This window comes from Mesorhizobium sp. L2C084A000 (assembly GCF_000502875.1).
Lineage (GTDB): Bacteria > Pseudomonadota > Alphaproteobacteria > Rhizobiales > Rhizobiaceae > Mesorhizobium.
Genome location: NZ_AYWX01000001.1, coordinates 680,096 through 693,970 on the forward strand (window position 1 = coordinate 680,096; position 13,875 = coordinate 693,970).

Annotated in this window: 11 protein-coding genes; 1 reads left to right on the forward strand and 10 read right to left on the reverse strand. The window is 64.0% G+C overall.

All coding sequences use genetic code 11. The features are described 5' to 3' along the window. Positions 1-21: 21 nt before the first annotated feature. The 8 genes from X735_RS162470 to uxuA all read right to left on the reverse strand — a co-directional run bounded on the left by X735_RS162470 (position 22) and on the right by uxuA (position 11,175). Positions 22-1,779, reverse strand: a complete 1,758-nt coding sequence (locus tag X735_RS162470) for an ABC transporter substrate-binding protein (protein ID WP_031212395.1) — start codon at positions 1,777-1,779, stop codon at positions 22-24. 123 nt (positions 1,780-1,902) lie between these two features. Continuing rightward, positions 1,903-3,120, reverse strand: coding sequence for a GNAT family N-acetyltransferase (locus X735_RS162465; RefSeq protein WP_023809088.1), 1,218 nt, complete (start codon positions 3,118-3,120; stop codon positions 1,903-1,905). After that, positions 3,117-4,379: an acyl-CoA dehydrogenase family protein gene (locus tag X735_RS162460; RefSeq protein WP_023809089.1), complete on the reverse strand. Its 1,263-nt coding sequence runs from the start codon at positions 4,377-4,379 to the stop codon at positions 3,117-3,119. Before X735_RS162460 ends, X735_RS162465 begins: the two co-directional genes overlap by 4 nt. Positions 4,380-4,429: 50 nt before the next feature. Continuing rightward, positions 4,430-5,575, reverse strand: a complete 1,146-nt coding sequence (locus tag X735_RS162455; RefSeq protein ID WP_032908642.1) for an LLM class flavin-dependent oxidoreductase — start codon at positions 5,573-5,575, stop codon at positions 4,430-4,432. Further along, positions 5,572-6,996 (reverse strand): LLM class flavin-dependent oxidoreductase, encoded by a 1,425-nt coding sequence (locus tag X735_RS162450; protein ID WP_023809091.1) that lies wholly within the window; start codon positions 6,994-6,996, stop codon positions 5,572-5,574. Before X735_RS162450 ends, X735_RS162455 begins: the two co-directional genes overlap by 4 nt. Positions 6,997-7,004: 8 nt before the next feature. After that, positions 7,005-8,243, reverse strand: coding sequence for an acyl-CoA dehydrogenase family protein (locus X735_RS162445; RefSeq protein WP_023809092.1), 1,239 nt, complete (start codon positions 8,241-8,243; stop codon positions 7,005-7,007). Further along, positions 8,240-9,649, reverse strand: coding sequence for an LLM class flavin-dependent oxidoreductase (locus tag X735_RS162440; protein ID WP_023809093.1), 1,410 nt, complete (start codon positions 9,647-9,649; stop codon positions 8,240-8,242). The genes X735_RS162445 and X735_RS162440 overlap by 4 nt, the downstream gene beginning before the upstream one ends. A gap of 341 nt (positions 9,650-9,990) precedes the next feature. Next, positions 9,991-11,175, reverse strand: coding sequence for a mannonate dehydratase (gene uxuA / locus X735_RS162435; RefSeq protein ID WP_023809095.1), 1,185 nt, complete (start codon positions 11,173-11,175; stop codon positions 9,991-9,993). 98 nt (positions 11,176-11,273) lie between these two features. Between uxuA and X735_RS162430 the strand changes: the two genes are divergently transcribed. Further along, positions 11,274-12,059 carry an SDR family oxidoreductase gene (locus tag X735_RS162430; RefSeq protein ID WP_023809096.1) on the forward strand — a complete coding sequence of 262 codons (786 nt, stop codon included), beginning with the start codon at positions 11,274-11,276 and terminating at the stop codon, positions 12,057-12,059. A gap of 105 nt (positions 12,060-12,164) precedes the next feature. On the opposite strand, the gene X735_RS162425 is transcribed toward X735_RS162430, so the two are convergent. Both X735_RS162425 and X735_RS162420 read right to left on the reverse strand, forming a co-directional pair. After that, the gene (locus tag X735_RS162425) at positions 12,165-12,971 is read right to left on the reverse strand and encodes an SDR family NAD(P)-dependent oxidoreductase (protein ID WP_023809097.1); all 807 of its coding nucleotides are present in this window, start codon (positions 12,969-12,971) and stop codon (positions 12,165-12,167) included. Next, positions 12,968-13,822: an NAD(P)-dependent oxidoreductase gene (locus X735_RS162420; protein WP_023809098.1), complete on the reverse strand. Its 855-nt coding sequence runs from the start codon at positions 13,820-13,822 to the stop codon at positions 12,968-12,970. Before X735_RS162420 ends, X735_RS162425 begins: the two co-directional genes overlap by 4 nt. Between the last annotated feature and the right edge of the window lie 53 nt (positions 13,823-13,875).

Here is a 13,875-nt window from a genome sequence, read left to right on the forward strand (position 1 = left end):
CCTTTTGCCGGTCCGGCCTTGCTACTGCTTGAGAGCGATGTTGGTGATGTCGGCATTGACCGCCAGCGACGACCACACCCAGTTGGCGAGGCGATCGGAAGTGACCACGACCTTGCGCTTCTCGAACAACGGAATCCACGGCAGGTCGGCGGAGACGAGCTTGTCGGCCTTGGTCCAGATCGGCCCCGGATCGTCGGACGGATAGGCCTGCGCCGCTAGCTTGTTGAGTTCCGGATTGCTGTAGCAAATGGCGTGGACGTTGCCGGTGCCGCAAGGTGCCGCGTCCGAATTCAACCAGCCGCCAAGCAGCATGCGCGTGCTCGGTCCCTGCCAATCCGGGGAGAATGTTCCGCCCAGGGAAAGATCCCAACGGCTCTTCGGATCCTGGATGAAGGCGTACCACTGTGTCGGCGGGATCGGGATCAGGTTGAGCGTGATACCCGCTGCTTCCAGATCCTCCTTCGCGGTCACCGCAATCGCTTCGAACTGTGCGTTGCCGCGATAGATGGCGTCGAAGGCGATGCCGTTCGGATAGCCTGCCTCGGCAAGCAATTGCTTGGCCTTGGCCGGATCGCCCCTGTAGCTCTCGGTCGGGTACGGATCGAACTTCTCGAAACCAAGGATGGTCGAGGTGATGATCTGGGTGAGCGGCACGGCGCCGATCGAACCGGCCTGGGTCTGCGCCAGATGTTCGCGGTTCACCGCATAGGTCAGCGCCTGCCGGACCTTCAGCTTGCGCAGCGCCTCGGTCCCGTCGCTCTTGACCTCCGGCCGCTGGTTGAAGGTGATGAAGTTCGCCGATCCACTGTTCGTCACATGGATGTCGGGGCTCTTCTGCGACAGGAAGCGCTGGATCGTCGGAATGGGCGGGATGTCGAGATAGAGCGACAGATCAGCCTCACCGGCGATGATCTTCTGGACGACGCTGTCCTCGCTGTTGGCGGTGAAATCGATGTCGATCTCATCGGCATAGGCCTTGCGCGCCTGGTCGGACTCCGGCTTGAAATTCTTTGCCTTCTTCAGGACCAGCTTCTGACCCTGCTCGTAGGTGTCGACATAGTAAGGGCCGCTGGACGGCAGGTTCTTGCGCGACTCCAGCGAGTCCGGGAAATATTTAGACGCGATCTCAGGCGCCACCGGCGACACGAAATTCATCGAAAGGATGTTGAGGAAGTCGTAGTTCTTGGTGTCCGACTTGATGACCAGCGTGTGCTCGTCGGGAGCCGAGACGCCGGCAATCTCGTGCGTGTCGGTGAAAGCCTTGGTCGCCGCGAGATCGCCTGTCCGCACTTTCGCGAATTCCTTGCAATAGTCGACGAAGCCGGAGATCACGAGGTTGAAATAGTTGATGGCGGCGACCTGCTTGTTGGGATCGCAGAAGCGCTTGACGCCATAGACGAAATCGCTGGCGACGATCTTGCGCTCGAGGCTGCCGGAGAAGAACACGTCGTCCTTCAAATGGAAGGTGTAGACCTTGCCGTCGTCGCTGATGTCCCAGGACTTGGCGAGATCCGGCACGAGCGTGGTGTCCTCCTTGAGGCCGGCTGGCGAGCCGGGATAGGTCACCAACTGGCGCGTTGTCGCGCGCAGGATTTCCCAGGAATCGATGCTGTAGCCGGTGAGCGGATCGAACGCATCGAGATCGGACTGGATCGAAGCAATCCGCAGGACCCCGCCATGTTTCAGATCTTCCGCTTGCGCGGATGAACCAAGAACAGAAATCGACAGAATGCCACCTGCAATTCCCAATAATAACTTACGCGCAACATGTGTTGTCATTACTTCTCTCCGATTATAAATAATTCTTCAAAATACCATTGCATTTAGCGAGCATAATTTTGAGATAAAATTACCCATTTTTCAAACACACTTTCAAAATACATTTTATATTAGCTCCGCCTGTCAAAACATTGTTCCGGAATGAGGCAAGGCCGGCGCCGTGAACAGCGTGTCGAGCGTTTCGACCGCAGCCCGGTCGAAGTCGCCGAGGCGCCCCGTCTGCGCGAGCTGCCACCACTTCACGCCGCCGAGATAGGCCGCCGAAACCGCGGCCACGTCCGTCACCACGGCGGCGGACAGATTGGTGCGCTCGGCTCCTTCTGGCGAGAGGCGCAGCCTGGTCGCGTTCTCGGGCAGGATGGCATCGGAGACTTCCAGCACGACGCTGCCCTGCCCGGCATAGGACCGGGCTGTAAGAGCCTTTTCAGCGTCCAGGAGCCGCAGCCATGTTTCGTCGCGCGCCGCCGAAACGCGAACGCTTCGAAAATCCTCGAACAGCCACGGCAGCAGATCGTCCGCGGGACGGCTCCAGAAGACGATGCGATGCGGCAGGTCGACCGCCAGCAGATGTGCGACCAGCGCGACATAGGCGGCCGGACTGTAGGCCACGATATCATCGACCACGATGGTGCGTTCCGAGCTGGTGAACCAGCTGTCGAGGCCGACAGGGTGATAGCGCACGAACCCGGTTTCCGAACCGTTGTCGCCGTGAACGGCGACGTAGTTAGGCGTGCCGCTGTGCGTCTGGCGCAACGCCTGAAAATCCCACCAATAGGCCGAGCGTGTGATGACGCCCGCGCGCGAAACAGGCTGATCCGCGTAGATGCGCGCCTGTATCGCCCAGGCATCGTCGCTGTCGATCAGCCGAATCTTGTCGGAGTACGTCAGCCCTGCCCGCAGGCGCGCGCGCTGGGTGTCGACTTCCAGGCTGACAGAAGTATTGGCGATCGCATAGCCAAAGTTGCCGTAGATGCGCGCGTCGGAGGCCCGCAAGGTGGCCGCCGCCTCGCCCTGTTCGCGCGCGGCGCGCAGCTGCGCCTTGAACAGCGCCGTGGCGGCGCCACGCCGCGTATGGGTGGGCAGCACGCCGACATGGGTGACCGCGGCCTGCGGCAACCAGGCGCCGCCGGGAACCGCGATCCGTCCCGAATAGGAGTCGGTTGTGCCAACGAGCGTCTCGCCGTCGAAGGCGCCCCAGGTGCGATCCGGCTCGAACAGTCTGTCGATCAGCGCGTCGTCGATCGGGCCGAGCGGCGGCAGGCCGACCATGGCCGTGCGGAAGGTGCGTGCGGCCTGCGCGAGTTCGGCCTTCCCGGTCAGCAGGCGCACATCCGATATCATGATGCCTTCCGCGTGGGCACGGCTTCAGGCTTGTGCGCTTCCGGCTGCGGCGGCTGCGCATAGGTTCGCGGTCTCGGCAGCGTTTCGGCCAGCAGATATGTGCCGACCTCGCGCGCCCGGTAGGAGACCGGATCGTGGACGGTATGGGTGCGCGCGTTGCGCCAATAGATGTCGAGGCCATATTTGTTGGCCGTCGAGCGCGCGCCCGTCGCTTCGAAGATGCGCGCCGTCACGTCGAGCACGACGTCGTTGGCGACGATCTTGCCCTGGTCGATGATCGTTGCGAGTTCGCCCCATTGCTGCGCCGTCACCGACGCTCCGGCATGCAGTGCCGCCTCGTAAAGCGCCGCGGCCTTGTCGGCGATTGCTACGCCCGCCGCAATGCCGGCGGATAGCCGGCCGAACAGCACCAGATGGTAGGGATCGTCGATCGCCCGTTCCAGCCCGGACTCCGGCCAGGGCCGGCCGAAGCGGCGGACATGATCGGCGGCGGCGGCAAGAGCGCCCTCGGCGATGCCGAGATAGAAATTGATGAAGATGAGCTGGCTGAACAGGACGCGCAGGCCGTCGCGCAATTCGACATCGCCCTCATAATCGTCGAGGGCGCTGAGCAGCTCATCCTCGAAGACTTCGACACGGTCGAAAGTGACACTGCCGCTCGCCGTCAGTCTCTGGCCGAGATTGTCCCAGTCGCCGCCGAAGCTGATGCCCTTGCGCGTCGGCGGGATCTGATAGTGAGCGCGTTTGCCGTTGTCCCAGAGGCTGACGGTGATGACTTGGGCCACCGAGGCGCCGGTTGCGAAGGTGCGTCTGCCGTTCAGGAAGCGGCGGTCGCCGACATGCTCGATCTCGTTCCACTGGTCGCGCGGGTTGCTGACGCCGCCCTGGAACCAGCCTTGTGCGCCGACGCCACGCGCCGTCTTTTCCCACTGCTGACGCGTGCCGAGAATGTAAGTCCAGACACCGTTGGAATAATGATACGCGATCAGTTGTCCGATCGAGCCGTCGGCGGCCGCGATGATGCGGCTGATCTTGAGCGCCTGGACGAGGTTTGCGCCGGCGCCGCCGAATTCGCGTGGCGCAGCCAAGCCGAGCAGGCCGCTTTCGCGCAGCAGCGCCAGTTCTTCCACCGGGTCCTTGTTTGCCCGGTCGCGTTCGAGCGCCGTTGCCGCGAGTTGCCGCGCCACGTCGCGGGCCTTCTCGGCCCAGGTCTCGAATTCGGCGTCGCTGAGGCCCGGATAGATCTGAATGTCCGACATTGTCTTCTCGTCATGCTCCATTGTCGCGACCACCAAAGGCCGCACATGTTTCAGGCTGCGAGCAGCCCCTTCGATTTCAAGACCGCCAGCGCGCCTTCGGCGAAATGATAGGCTTCCTCGACATGCGGCTGGCCCGACAGGATGAAGTGGTCGAAACCGACGGCGTGGTACTCCTCGATGAGCGACGCCACCTGCTCGTGGCTGCCGACGATCGCGGTGCCGGCGCCGCCGCGAACCAGGCCGTAGCCGGCCCACAGATGCGGCGATATTTCGAGATCGCGCACGCTGCGCGCGGTGAGCGCCGCGGTGCCGCTGTCGCTATGCAACGCGTTCATCCGGCGCTGGCCGGCCGATTCCGTGCGCGCCAGGATTGCCTGCGCCTGCGCGATCCGCTCCGGCGTCAGTCTCTCCAGCAGCCTCTCGGCCTCCTCCCAGGCCTGCGCCTCGGTATCGCGACTGATGACATGCAGGCGTATGCCGAAGCTTAGTTTGCGGCCCTGCGCGGCGGCGAGTTCCCGCACATGGCCTATCCGGGCAGCCTCGGTTGCCGGGCTCTCGCCCCAGACCAGATAGGTGTCGACATGGCGCGCGGCGACCGCTTGCGCAGCACCACTTGCGCCACCGAAGAAGATATCGGGAAGCGGCCATTTGCCGAAATCGATCTGGGCGCCTTCGATGTCATAGTGCTTTCCCCTGAAATCGAAGCGCCGGCCCGAACCGGCTGGCAGGACCACGCCGCGCAGGATCTCGAGGAACTCTCCCGTGCGTTCATAGCGCTGGTCGTGGCCGAGATGATCGCCGAAGCGTTTCTGCTCCCGCGGATCGCCTCCGGTGACGACGTTGAGCAGCAGCCGCCCACCCGATATGCGCTGAAGGGTCGCCGCCTGGTGGGCGACCAGCGTCGGCGAGATCAGGCCGGGACGGAAGGCGACGAGGAACTTCAACCGCGTCGTGACCTGCGCCAGTGCTGCCGTGACTATCCAGGCATCCTCGCACCAGGTTCCGGTCGGCGTCAGCACGGCTTCGAAGCCTAACGTCTCCGCGGTCTTGGCGACCAGCGAGAGATAATCGAGGCTCGCTTCCCGAAACCGCGATCGTGACGGGCCGTTGCCGAGATGGGAATCATCGCCAGAGCCGACGATTTCCCGGCTGTCGCCGTTGGTCGGCAGATACCAGTGGAGATGGATGCCGCTCACTCGGCCGCCTCGACGATGGTACCCCAGTTCGAGCGGTCGCGTGCGGCTGTTCCCGGGTGGTCGTCGCGCAGCAGCCGCTGGCCCGCTCCCTGGAAGCGCTCGCGGATCGTGGTGCCGGGCGCGCCACGTTCCCGGATGCGACCCCGCCGCCGCAGCTCCGGGACGACGAATTCGATGAAGTCCTCGAACGTGCCCGGACTGACGACATAGGCCAGGTTGAAGCCGTCGACGCCGGATTCATCGGCGATGCGTTCGAGCTCGTCGGCGATCCTCTGCGGTGAGCCGACCAGCTTGGGATGGATGCCGCCGAGCCCGATATACTCGGCGATCCCGGCCACGGTCCAGCGCCGGTCGGCATCGATCCGCGTCAGATTGGCAAGGGCTGAACGGCCGGCATTTGTCTCGATATATTCGAGCGGGTGGTCGAGTGGGTATTGCGACCAGTCGACGCCGGTCCATGCCGAAAACAGCGCCAGGGCCGCTTCGACACTGGTGTAGGATAGATAGTCCTTGTGCTTGGCCTCGGCCTCTTCGTCCGTGGCTCCGGTGATGACGGTGACCGCGGTGATAAACTTTATCGCATCCGGCGCCCGTCCGAGTTCGACGGCGCGGGCACGGATCGCCTCGACCGAGCGGCGGATGGAGGCCGTGCTGGTGCCGCCGAGGAACACCACCTCGCCGTTGCGAGCAGCGAATTCGCGCCCGCGCGGCGAGGTTCCCGCCTGGAACAGAAGCGGCGTGCGCTGCGGACTGGGCTGCGCGAGATGCGCGCCGGGCACGGAGAAATATTTGCCGTGATGGCCGATCGGATGGACTTTGGAAGGGTCGGTGTAGAGCCCCTTCTCGCGATCGTGCACGACCGCCCCGTCCTCCCAGGATCCCTCCCAGAGCTTGTAGGTGACATCCAGGAATTCCTGCGCCAGATCGTAACGCTCGTCATGGTCGATCTGGCGCTCCAGGCCGAGATTCTTCGCCGCCGATTCCAGAACCGAGGTGACGACGTTCCAGGCGATGCGGCCCTTGGTCAGATGATCCAGCGTGGTGAACTTGCGGGCCAGGAGATAGGGCTGCTCGTAAGTGGTCGACACGGTGATGCCGAAGCCGAGATGCCTGGTGGCGGCGGCCATTGCCGAGACCAGCAGCAGCGGGTCGTTGACCGGCGACTGGGCTGCGGTGCGCAGCGACGCATCCGGTGTCCCCCGGAAGACATCGAGGTGGCCAAGCGCGTCAGCGAGGAACAGCGCGTCGAAGCCGCCGTCGTCGAGCAGCTTGGCCAGCGAGGTCCAGTATTCGAGGCTGGTGTAGGTGTTGGCGCGGTCGCTCGGATGACGCCAGAGGCCCGCCGACACGTGACCGACCACGGTCATACCGAAGCCGTTGAGGATGAGAGGCTTGACCGCCTTATGGGTGGAACTTGCCATGCTTCGGCTCACGAATAGTAGGTTGGCGGCGGCACACGGCCGTTAAGCGCGAAGTCACCGACTTCCAGCACCTTGTAGTGGACGGGATCATGCAGGCTGTGGGTGCGGACGTTGCGCCAGTAGCGGTCGAAGCCGAACGAGCGCGCCGTCGAGCGGGCGCCGGTGAGCTCGAATATCCGCGACGTCACTTCTAGGGCGACCTCGGTCGAATGCACCTTCGACTGGTAGGCGATTGCCGCGGCATGGCCACGCTCTTCCGCGGTGAGATCCCTGCCTCGCTCGAAGGCGCGCTGCACGGCCTCGCCGGCGGCGTCCGCGAGCGCCTGCGCGGACGCCAGCGCGATCGAAAGCCGGCCGAAGCGCTCGACAACCAGCGTGTCCTCGGAGGCTTTCTTTGCCGGCGAGGACAGCCATGGCCTGCCGCGTTGGGTGATGTAATCCCTGGCGTCTTCCAGGGCGGCAAGGGCGGTGCCGAGATAAAGTTCGCCGAAGGCTGCATGAACGATCGGCACATGCAGCGTGGCATGCGGCGGATGAACCGTATCATCAGGCCAATGCCCGACCAGATCGTCGGCGGATGCGGCGACATTTTCGAGCGCCGCACTGCCGCTCACCGTCAGCCTCTGGCCGATATTGTCCCAGTCATTGCCGAAGCTGAGGCCGGACGTGGGGTTGGCGACGATGAACTGGCCGATATGACCGCTGGCATCGGTGCCGGCGATCCGCGTGCTCCCGGCAAAGCGCACCCAGACCTGCAGCGTGTCGGCCACCTGCGCACCACTGGTGAAAGGCTTGGCGCCGTTGAGCACGAAACCGCCGTCCACCTGCCTCGCCTCGACAAGCGGCTCATAGGCGGCCTGCGCGATGCCGGCATGAAACCAGCCCTTGGAGAGAAAGCCTTGAAGCCGTCTTTCGATCAGGGACTTGTTGTCGCCGTCCAATCCGATTGCCGTGCCGAAGAGATGGTAGATGACGATCTGGGCTATCGATGTATCGCCCCTGGCCAGGATGCGGACGATCCTGAGCACTTCGGCCGGCGTCGCGCCACCGCCGCCAAATCGCTTGGGAATATAGATCGTCAGCAGGCCGGCCAGACGCAAAAGGTCTATCTCGGCATGCGGGGCGGCCCCGGCCAGATCGCGCGCGGCCGCGGTGCGCTTGAGCTCGCGTGCCACCTCCTCGGCCTTCTCGGCCCAGCCCTGGAAATCGCTGCGCTGCTCGCGCTGAACGGTGGCGTGGATGGTCATGATGCCAACGCCTCCGGCCGGCGGACCTGCGAGAAGGCATGCCGCGCCGCCGGATGATCGGCGGGCGGGCGGCTGTCACGCCCGAAGAGCCTGGAGCGCAGCGAGGGACCGAGATCCTCGCGAAGGCGCCCGCGCCGCCGCAACTCGGGAACGACATAGGCGGAGAAATCGATGAAGCTGCCGGGGCTGACCACATGCGTCAAATTGATGCCGTCGGTATCGGTGGCTTCCAGCCATTGCTCGAGCTCGTCGGCAACGGTCTTCGGACCGCCGACAAACGACTTGCCGCGCCCAAAACCGCCCTCCGGGGAAAACGCCTGGCGCAAGGTCCACTGGCGGCCCGACGACGGGTCATCGAACATGCGCAGCAGGGAGCGGTTGGAATCGGTTTCGGTGTAGCGGATAGGCTGGTCGAGATCGTGCCTGGAAAAATCGATGCCGGTCGCTGCCGAATAATGCACCAGCGCGCCTTCGACATCGTAGTGCGACCTGTAGTCAGCGAGCTTGGCGGCCGCGGCGGCGTCGGTTTCATCCGTGATCACCGAGACCGCGGATATGAACTTGATGCTGCCTGGAGCCCTGCCTTCATCGCGGGCAAGCCGCTTCACCTCAGCGACATTGTGGCGGATGCCATCGACATCGGCACCGGCGACAAAGACCACCTCCGCGTGACGAGCGGCAAAGCGCTGGCCGCGCGGCGAACCGCCCGCCTGGAACAGCACCGGCACCCTCTGCGGACTGGGCTCCGAGAGATGCGGACCCGGAACGTTGAAGTAGCGACCGGAATGACCGATCGGATGGACCTTTTCCGGATCGGTATAGAGACCGTCCGGGTTGGCGGCGCTGCCGCGATCACGCACCAGGGCACCGTCTTCCCAGGAACCCTGCCAGAGCTTGTAGGCGACATCCATGAACTCGTCGGCGGTCTCGTAGCGCTCGTCATGCGCCACCTGCCTGTCGAGACCGAGATTGCGCGCCGCGCTGTCGAGCTGCGAGGTGACGACGTTCCAGGCGATCCGCCCCTTGGTGAGATGATCGAGCGTGGTGAATTTGCGCGCCAGCAGATATGGCTTTTCGTAGGTCGTCGAAACGGTGACGCCGAAACCCAGCCGGCTTGTCGCGCCGGCAAGCGCTGAGACCAGCAACAGCGGATCGTTGACGGGGGACTGCACGCCCTTTGCCAGCGAGGCGTCGTATCCACCGCCATAGACGTCGAGAAGGCCCAGCGCGTCGGCGATGAACAAGCAATCGAAGCCGCCCTCCTCCAGTGCTTTGGCAAGTTCGATCCAGTAGTCGAGCTCGGCATGTCGATAGGCCTGGTCGGCCGGATGACGCCAAAGGCCGTAGGCGACATGGGAGACGGCATTCATGGTGAAGCCATTGAGAATAATAGGAGATTTTGCCATATGACAACCCAGACAAACGCGCTCAGCACGGGATCGATCTTTGTCTATGGATTTAGTGTAATTCAAAGCATCGCGCGTGGAGATTTTTCCTAAAGATCGCGGTGTTTGTGACAATCCATTACTGGATGGTGTCGAAGCGGCCAGTGTCGAGCCGCATCACCAAGTTTGTCGTCAAGCCATGCGGACAATCCATGCCCAGCTTCGCCGAACTGCGGCAGCGCATGGCTGCCCTGGCGCGATGCGGCCCAGGGCGTTTCTCATCAATGTGGCATATAAGCACCGCGGGAGTGCAAAAACGGCGCGATAGTTTCAGATCCTGCCAGCCGAATTGAGGGAACCACTCAAGCCAGTTCGAACCGCTCGATGGCGCGCATGATGCCACGCAGCTCGGCGAGGCCTTTCAGCCGGCCGATCAGCGAATAGCCGGGATTGATCCTGGTCTTGCCGATATCGTCGGCGAGCAGATGGCCATGGTCGGGCCGCATCGGAATACGCCAGTCGGCACGGCCCTCCCGGCGGCGGCGCGCCTCTTCCTGCATCAGAGCCAGGATCACATGCGCCATGTCGGTGCCGCCCTCGAGATGCTCGGCCTCGTGGAACGAGCCGTCATCCTCGATGGTGATGTTGCGCAGATGGACGAAATGGATGCGGTCCGCGAACTCCTTGACCATGGCGACGATGTCGTTGTCGGCGCGTGTCCCATAGGAGCCGGTGCAGAACGTCAGGCCGTTGGCGGGGCTGTCGACGGCGTTGAGGATGAAACGCGCATCCTCGGCGGTCGAAACGATGCGGGGCAGGCCGTAGAGCGAGAAGGGCGGGTCGTCGGGATGGATGCACATGCGCACTCCCTCCTCTTCGGCCACCGGAATGATCTCGCGCAGGAACCAGGCAAGGTTATCGCGCAGCTCCTTTGGTCCGATCGCGTCGTATTCCGCCAGGGCCTCGCGAAAACTGTCCCTGTTATAACTGCGCTCGGTTGCCGGCAGGCCGGCGATCAGGTTGCGCTCGATCCTGTCGATAGCTTCGCTGCTCAATTCCTTCAGCCGCGCTTCCGCCTCGGCGATGCGGGCGGGGGTATAGCCGGCCTCGGCATTGACGCGCTTCAGCACGAACAAATCGTAGGCCGCGAAATCGATGGCGTCGAAACGCAGTGCATAACCGGTCGTGGGAAGCCGATAGGCGAGATCCGTGCGCGTCCAGTCGACCACCGGCATGAAATTATAGCAGACCGTCGCAATGCCGGCCTTGGCGAGCGCGCGGATTGAGTCGCGATAGTAGCCGGCGTAGCGCTCGCGTTCCGGCGTGCCGATCTTGAAGGAGTTGTGGACCGGGATGCTCTCGACCACCGACCATTTCAGGCCGGCGGCCTCGATGACACGCTTGCGCTCCAGAATGCTCTCGAGGGCCCAGGCGCGCCCGTCATAGATATCGTGCAAGGCGCTCACCACGCCGGTCGCACCGGCCTGCCTGACATGATCGAGCGTTACCGGGTCGTTCGGTCCATACCAGCGCCAGCACTGTTCCATTGCCGCTTCCTTCTGCGAGAGAACGGCAACCTATTGTTGGACCACGATGGGTGTCAAACTAGGAACGGTTTCGGACAGCGAATGAAGGAGTTTTCCCAATGAAGGATTTCGACGGCAAGGTGGCTTTGGTGACGGGCACGACCGGGATTGGCCTCGCAACCGCCAGACGCCTCGCTGCAGGGGGTGCTGCGATCGTCGCCTGCGGCATCGACCGCGCGGCCAACGCTGCGCTGAAATGGGAACTGGAAAGCTCCGCAGCCGGGGCGCTGGTCATAGACGCCGACGTCTCCGTGCCCGATCAGGTTCGCGACGCGGTCGCGACTGGCGTCGAGCGGTTCGGCGGCCTCGATATCATCGTCAATTCGGCGGCGGTGCATCCGTACGGAACCGCGACCAGCACCGATTTCGAGACCTGGAACAAGGCGATGTCGGTCAATGTCGGGTCGATCTATCTGACAACGCATTTCGGCATCCCGGAAATGGTCCGAAGGGGCGGCGGCGCCATCGTCAACGTCGCTTCGGTGCAGGGCTTTGCCTGCCAGCAAAACGTCGCCGCCTATGCCACCACCAAGGGCGCCATCCACACGCTGACGCGTGCCCTGGCCCTCGACCATGCGCGCTCGGGCATCCGGGTCAATTCCGTCAGCCCCGGCTCGATCCGCACTCCGATCCTGGAAAAGGCCGCGCGTGGCGACAATGGCAGCGATGCCGATGTAGAGGCCGCCTACAAGCGCTTCGGCGAAGCGCATCCCATCGGGCGCATCGGCGAGCCGGAGGAGGTGGCGGAACTCATCGCTTTCCTGTGTTCGTCGAAGGCCGGCTTCTGCACCGGCGCGGACTACAAGATCGATGGCGGCCTGACCGCCGGCATCGGCGTGAAGTAAATCATGAGGGGTCGGGCGACCGGGAGTCGTTGACGTCCGACTATTTACACTTCGCCATTGAAGGCCGAGACAGGCTGCACGGTGAGCGCGCCCCGGCGCCGCACCCTAGCGAAACTTCGGAAACGCGCCGCCAGCCGGCGCGTTGGCCCAGCTCTGCAAGGTCTGGCCGCCGTCGATCAGCCAATCCACGCCTGTGACGTGCCTCGCCTCGTCGGAGGCCAGGAAAGCCACGGCGGCCGCGACATCGTCCGGCTGGCCGATGCGGCGCAACGGAATGCGGTCGGCGAAATGCTGGACGCTGCTCTTGAATTCGCCGTCGCCGGAAACCGGCACGCCAAGCGTCGTCTCGATCACGCCGGGGCAGATGGCGTTGACGCGTATGCCGTAAGGCGCGGCATCGAGCGCTGCGACCCGCGTCAGGCCGACCACCCCGTGTTTGGAAGCGACATAGCCGGCACCACCCGAAAGGATGTCCCAACCGGCCATGGACGAGCCCATGTTGACGATCGAGCCTTCGGTCCCGGCCTCGATCATCGCCCGAAGCGACGCCTGCAGCACGAGGAAGATGCCGCGCAGATTGATGCGGATGGTCGTATCCCAGTCTTCGACCGGCAGGTCGTGAACGGGAGCGACGACGCCGGAAATTCCGGCATTGTTGAACACCACGTCGAGGCCGCCGAACGCCTCGACGATCGTTGCGACGGCGCGCCGCACATCCGCTTCATCGGTGACGTCAGCCTCGATCGCCAGGGCGTCGTCGCCGAGGGAGCTGGCCAATTGCCGCGCCGCCGCGCCATTGCGGTCGACAATGGCGACCCGCGCGCCTTCGTCAAGGAAACGCCGCACCGCTGCGCTGCCGATCGCGCCGGCGCCGCCGGTGACGAGGACCTTTTTCTGGTCGAACCGTTTCATCCTTCGGTCTCCGGCTTTGGATAGGAACGCCATGAATACTTTGGTTCGAAACCGATCGTTTCGCGCGCATGGACCGTGTCGAGCACGGCGCCGAAGCCGGCGATCGGCCGCGACAGAGCGACATCAGGATAGACCCGGCGCACGAGCGCTTCGGTCTCCTCTTCCATGAATGTGTCGGCGGCGCTCAGGAGGACGCGCAGATGGCCATCGCCTTGCCATTCAAGCGCCCGCAGGAAGCCCTGCCCGGCGTCGCGCGCATCGAGATAGGCCCACAGGTCGCGGGCACTGTCGGCGGTGGCGCGGCGCGGCCCGACGCCCTCGAAAAAAGAACCCGGCGTCTGGATCCACGGCATGCGGATACTGACCGCCGAGAAGGCCCCCCGGCGCACCGCCGCGTCGACGATTTCCTCGCCCAGCCATTTCGACAGGCCGTACGGGTCCTGCGCGCCGACCGGATGGTTCAAGTCGACCGGCAGATAGGGCGGCCGCACAGGTTTCTCGAAAAAGGGATAGCCGAAAACGCTGAAGGACGAGGCATAGACGAAGCGCCTGGCGCCGGCCATGGCAGCTGCCTCGACCACATTGTAGGCGGTCGTGATGTTGGTCTTGAACACCTCGCCGCCGGCCCGGCCGGTCGGCCGCGGAATGGCCGCGACATGCACAACGGCATCGCAATCGCGCACCAGCTGCAGTGTCGATCCCAGATCGGTCAAATCGGCGGTTGCGTGGCGCCATGCGACCTCACCCGGCACCACGGCATCGACACCAAGCACATCGTGGCCGGCCGCAACCAGAGCCTCGGCCACATGGCGGCCAAGCAGGCCGCTGGCTCCGGTGACGATGGTTTTCATATCTCGGCCTCGGCTCCGCAATTAAGCGGCTTGAATATTGTTGATGGTCATAC